At 47.8% G+C, this 4,222-nt stretch carries 4 protein-coding genes and 1 pseudogene; 2 read left to right on the forward strand and 3 right to left on the reverse strand.

The window, feature by feature from the left end:
• Positions 1 to 229 (forward strand): annotated as a pseudogene (locus KDK17_RS08390) (NGG1p interacting factor NIF3); the annotation flags it as partial.
• A 2-nt stretch (positions 230 to 231) separates the two neighbouring features.
• Here the strand turns inward: KDK17_RS08390 and KDK17_RS08395 are convergent.
• Both KDK17_RS08395 and KDK17_RS08400 read right to left on the reverse strand, forming a co-directional pair.
• Positions 232 to 1,938, reverse strand: coding sequence for an SWIM zinc finger domain-containing protein (locus KDK17_RS08395; protein WP_257280722.1), 1,707 nt, complete (start codon positions 1,936 to 1,938; stop codon positions 232 to 234).
• A 33-nt stretch (positions 1,939 to 1,971) separates the two neighbouring features.
• A complete protein-coding gene (locus KDK17_RS08400; protein ID WP_257274916.1) occupies positions 1,972 to 2,523 on the reverse strand; it encodes an NUDIX hydrolase in 552 nt (183 codons plus the stop codon).
• A gap of 319 nt (positions 2,524 to 2,842) precedes the next feature.
• On the opposite strand from KDK17_RS08400, the gene KDK17_RS08405 reads away from it, so the two are divergent.
• On the forward strand, positions 2,843 to 3,463 hold the full coding sequence (locus KDK17_RS08405; RefSeq protein ID WP_257274915.1) for a CoA pyrophosphatase: 621 nt from the start codon (positions 2,843 to 2,845) through the stop codon (positions 3,461 to 3,463).
• 51 nt (positions 3,464 to 3,514) lie between these two features.
• Here KDK17_RS08405 and KDK17_RS08410 read toward each other — a convergent pair.
• Positions 3,515 to 4,222 (reverse strand): transporter associated domain-containing protein (locus KDK17_RS08410; protein ID WP_257287850.1); only part of this gene is annotated, 708 nt, incomplete at its 5' end.

Raw genomic sequence — 4,222 nt, forward strand, 5'->3', positions numbered from 1 at the left:
CGAAAACTACGACAGCTGTTGTTGGCAAACAGCTGGCCAGGGTCAGTTCAGACCGCTGAATGGCAGCGACCCTTTCATTGGCAGGCAGGATATGGTGGAAATCGTTGAGGAATTCAAGGTTGAAATGATCTGTGAGGAGCAGTACCTGAAAGCAGCCATTGCCGCGTTGAGATCGGCACACCCTTATGAAGAGCCAGCCTTTGAAAGCTGGCCGGTAAGCGTTTCCTGAGTTTAAAGTCCGGGAAACGCCTCATTGAGAAAACGCATAAAATTCCTTTTAGTCCTGTATTCTTCACGCAGCTCATCAAGCCACCGACTAAATGCCTGCGGCTGATTCAGTCCTGCCAATATCTGCTGGCATTCAACCAATAGTTCAACCGCCTCTTGATAACTTTTACTCGTTCTTTTCTGAACACAATCCTTAACGAGCTTCTCATAGAGAAAACGAGAACGTTCTCCATCTTGCCGAAAATGTTTTCTCAGCTCGTAGAGCAATGTAGCATCCGGATCTGCATCTGTGACCAGTTGCCAGGCTGACTCCAGATCCGATCCAGCAAGAAAAGCCATCATCAGTGTGTTTAACACACGGTGGTGGTGATAACCCTGAGTGCTGACAACCCGCTCTTTCATCCAGTCTATGGCTTTTTGCCGCCAGTCTTCCTGACTGTTCAGGTCTTCTGAAAGCTCTTGTAAGTGCTCAAAAGTAGACAGTGTCGGTGACTCTTTAAATTGCTCCCAAACGTCCTGCAAAGCTTCAGTGTTACGCCCCGTCTTCAATAACAGTAACTGTTGCAGTTCATGAATCCGGGCCGATTCACTAAAACTACTGCCCTGCCGGGCCATATCGAGGTAATTCCAGGCCTCATCATACTCACCCAGCTCCATATGAGAACGGGCAATAACCAGATACTCCTCCTCTGTCCTGGCGATCTTTTTATAGAGATGGATCAAAGTCTTGTAGTCATTTTCCAGCTTGGGTACGACTTGCAGAATCCTCAGCAAACGGTCATAAATGAATCGATCCCGCCAGTTATCACTCTTAAGCCTGGGTAACCCATCCCAACGGGCCCGGGCGATATCAAGGAAAGCTTCCCGACACTCCGAAGTCATTACCTCACTGAAATCATCCGGAATGCGACCATGCCATCCACCTTCATGCCTGAGTAGTAATTCCATGAGATGTTGGGCTTTTGACGCTTCAGACCCACTCAGTGCAGCAAAGGCTTCAACATACATCCTCTGTAGCTGAGCGATAGACTCAAACCTGAAACCTCCTGAATCATCGATGGTTTCCAGCGCACGAAAGATTCGGGACATAGCGTAGTCCAGCAACGCCATCTGGTCACTGGCTGCCAGCTTTTTTAGTGGCGATTCAAGGGCAAATATTACCTGTTCAACATTGGCAAAATATTGCCTGACCTGGGCATATCTAAAACAATGACGATTATAGGGAATGGCGGCGGTTATTCGTTTGCGGATGGTTTTTTTATCCATTATCCCCAACGCTGTCTCAGCCTTGAGCAACCATTGCTCTCGCACTGAACGACTACTGTCTATCATTTCAACAAAGTGTCCCACCAGCTCTTCTTTGGGTATTTGCAATAAATAAGCTGCCAGTATGTCGGTGGCCTGTGCGCCTTCTTTCAACCGGAGCACAGATACTTTATCCCGTAATACCATGCTCACAGCAACGCAATGCTTGCAAAAGTCGATACCGTCGGAAGCAGGACAATCACAACTGCCGTCCAGGGCACTCTGGGTATAAACCAGATTGACCCGATATACCACGCTACCCATGACCTTGGCAGATACTCTCTCACCCTGAAGCGACAGCTCTCCGACCCGGCCTTCCTGGTAGTATCCCTTCCCCTGGGAAAAAGCTTTCCCGCCTGCCAGCTTCACTAACTGCTGATCGGTAATTTCCGGCCTGTCGTTCACGCTGCTCCAACCTGATGTAGGATAATCCTTTAGTTAAGAAAGCACTCTGCGGTCAGGCAGTGCGATATCTTCCATCCGCTGAGGAAAACAACCTGTTTGACGATCACTGAAGTAATGGCGAAGGGTACGACTGATGGTATTGAAAGCCAATTCATCCCATGGAATATCTTCTTCGCTGAAAAGAGCTACTGCTTCACTCTCTTCACCGGCGCAGAACTCAGGTTTATCAAGATGAGCCAGAAAAAATACCGAGAGTTGGCTCACATGAACAATATTAAACAGGGTATACAATGATTGGAGCGTAACCTCTGCTCCGGCCTCTTCCATGGTTTCCCGAAGGGCAGCCTGTTCGAGGGTTTCTCCCAGCTCCATGAAACCGCCGGGCAATGTCCAGTACCCCCTGCGCGGTTCGATAGCGCGTTTGCAGAGGAGCACTTTACCTTCGTAGACCGGCAGACAACCTGCGACGATTAGCGGATTTTGATAGTGAATTTTGCCACAGTCGTCACAAACATCACGTAATCGGTTATCGCCACAGGGGATCTTCTTACTGACCTTAGCACCACATTCACTGCAGAAATTCACTGTTTTTCCTTCTAACTATGAAAATCTTTCTTCACCTTAACCCGATTCATAACCGAAGTCACTTTAATCAAAATTGGCGTAGAAAATGCATAACATTTCTTTACCAGATGGAGCACGCTGTAAAAAACATCTGTGTTATGATCTTTTTAAAGCACGAAAAAACAGCGTTGCACCTAAGGAATGATAGCCCTGCCCGGTGTTACAGGCAGTCTGGTATCCAAGGTCGATAATAACAATGTTCCAACGGCGCCTTTTCCAATGCCATTCTGTTTTTTAAGCATCTGAATGTCGCCGTGAAAGCCAGAGATTCCCGTGTTATATGTTGATTACAGATATTGAGCGAAGACTCCACAAACATCAGCCAAGAAGTATAGACACCCCTCTTCCGGAAGCCGCCGTTCTTGTACCTCTGGTGACCAATAACCAGGGACAGGCCACCGAAATCATCCTGACCCGAAGGGCTACTCACCTGAACAAACACAGCGGAGAAGTGGCATTTCCCGGCGGCAAACGAGAAGACGACGATCGTGACCTGATCCATACCGCCCTGAGAGAATCCCAGGAAGAGATAGACCTGAAACCATCTTCAGTTCAGATTCTGGGCACTATGGGGCCGGTCATTTCCCGCTTCGGTATCAAAGTGATCCCTGTCATCGGCTCTGTGCCGGAAAACTTGTCGCTCAGCGCCAATATTGAAGAGCTGGACCGCATTTTTCACGTTCCACTGGACTTTCTCACCAATCCGGACAATCTACAGTTTCACCATTGGAGTATGAACGAAAAAACCTACTCCATGCCCTCGTATCAATACGGTGAATATCTGATCTGGGGGTTGACCGCCATAATGCTGGTAGAATTTCTGAACGTGGGATTGAACACCACCATTCCACTGGATGCACCTCAGTTTCATGCCAGCCACAGCCACCCGCAAAATCGCTAACCCTCGGGCTGGCGAAAACCAAAATTCATTCAGCGAAATTAATCATTCAAGTTAAGCAGTGAAAATCTTCACTGCTTTTACCCGGTTGTCCTTGACCTGCATAATCTCAAACCGGTAGCCACCTATCTTGAGACAAACACTGGATTCCGGAATAAACTCCATCATCTCGGTGATCAAACCGTTGATCGTCCTTGCATCCTCAGTGGGCAACTTCCAACCCAGAGAACGGTTAATATCTCTTACAGAGGCCGAACCATCAATGATGTAGCTACCGTCTTCCTGAGGGGTAATATCTTGACTGGAGTCGGATACATCGGTGGTAAAATCACCCACAATTTCTTCCAGGATATCTTCCAGCGTCACCAGGCCAAGAATATCGCCATATTCATCGACCACCAGTGCGACACGCTCTTTAGATTTCTGAAAATTAAACAGCTGAGTATGCAGGGGAGTACTTTCGGGTACATAGTATGGCTCCGTTGTTTCCTGCAGCAGAATTGCTTTATTGACTTCTTCCTGACTGAGCAATCGAGCTACCTTTCTCATATGCAACATACCCACAAGATTGTTTACATCACCGCGATAGACCGGCAAACGGGTGTGCTGACAGGCTCTTAACTGCTCCAGGATATCCTTGATGTCATCGTCAATATCAATCCCGAAAATTTCATTTCGGGGTACCATGATATCGTCAACCCGGACATTCTCCAGATCCAGAATACCCAGCAACATTCCCCGTCTTTTCTGCGGCAACAACAT

It is taken from the genome of Endozoicomonas sp. SESOKO2 (assembly GCF_024606245.1).
Classification (GTDB): Bacteria; Pseudomonadota; Gammaproteobacteria; order Pseudomonadales; family Endozoicomonadaceae; genus Endozoicomonas_A.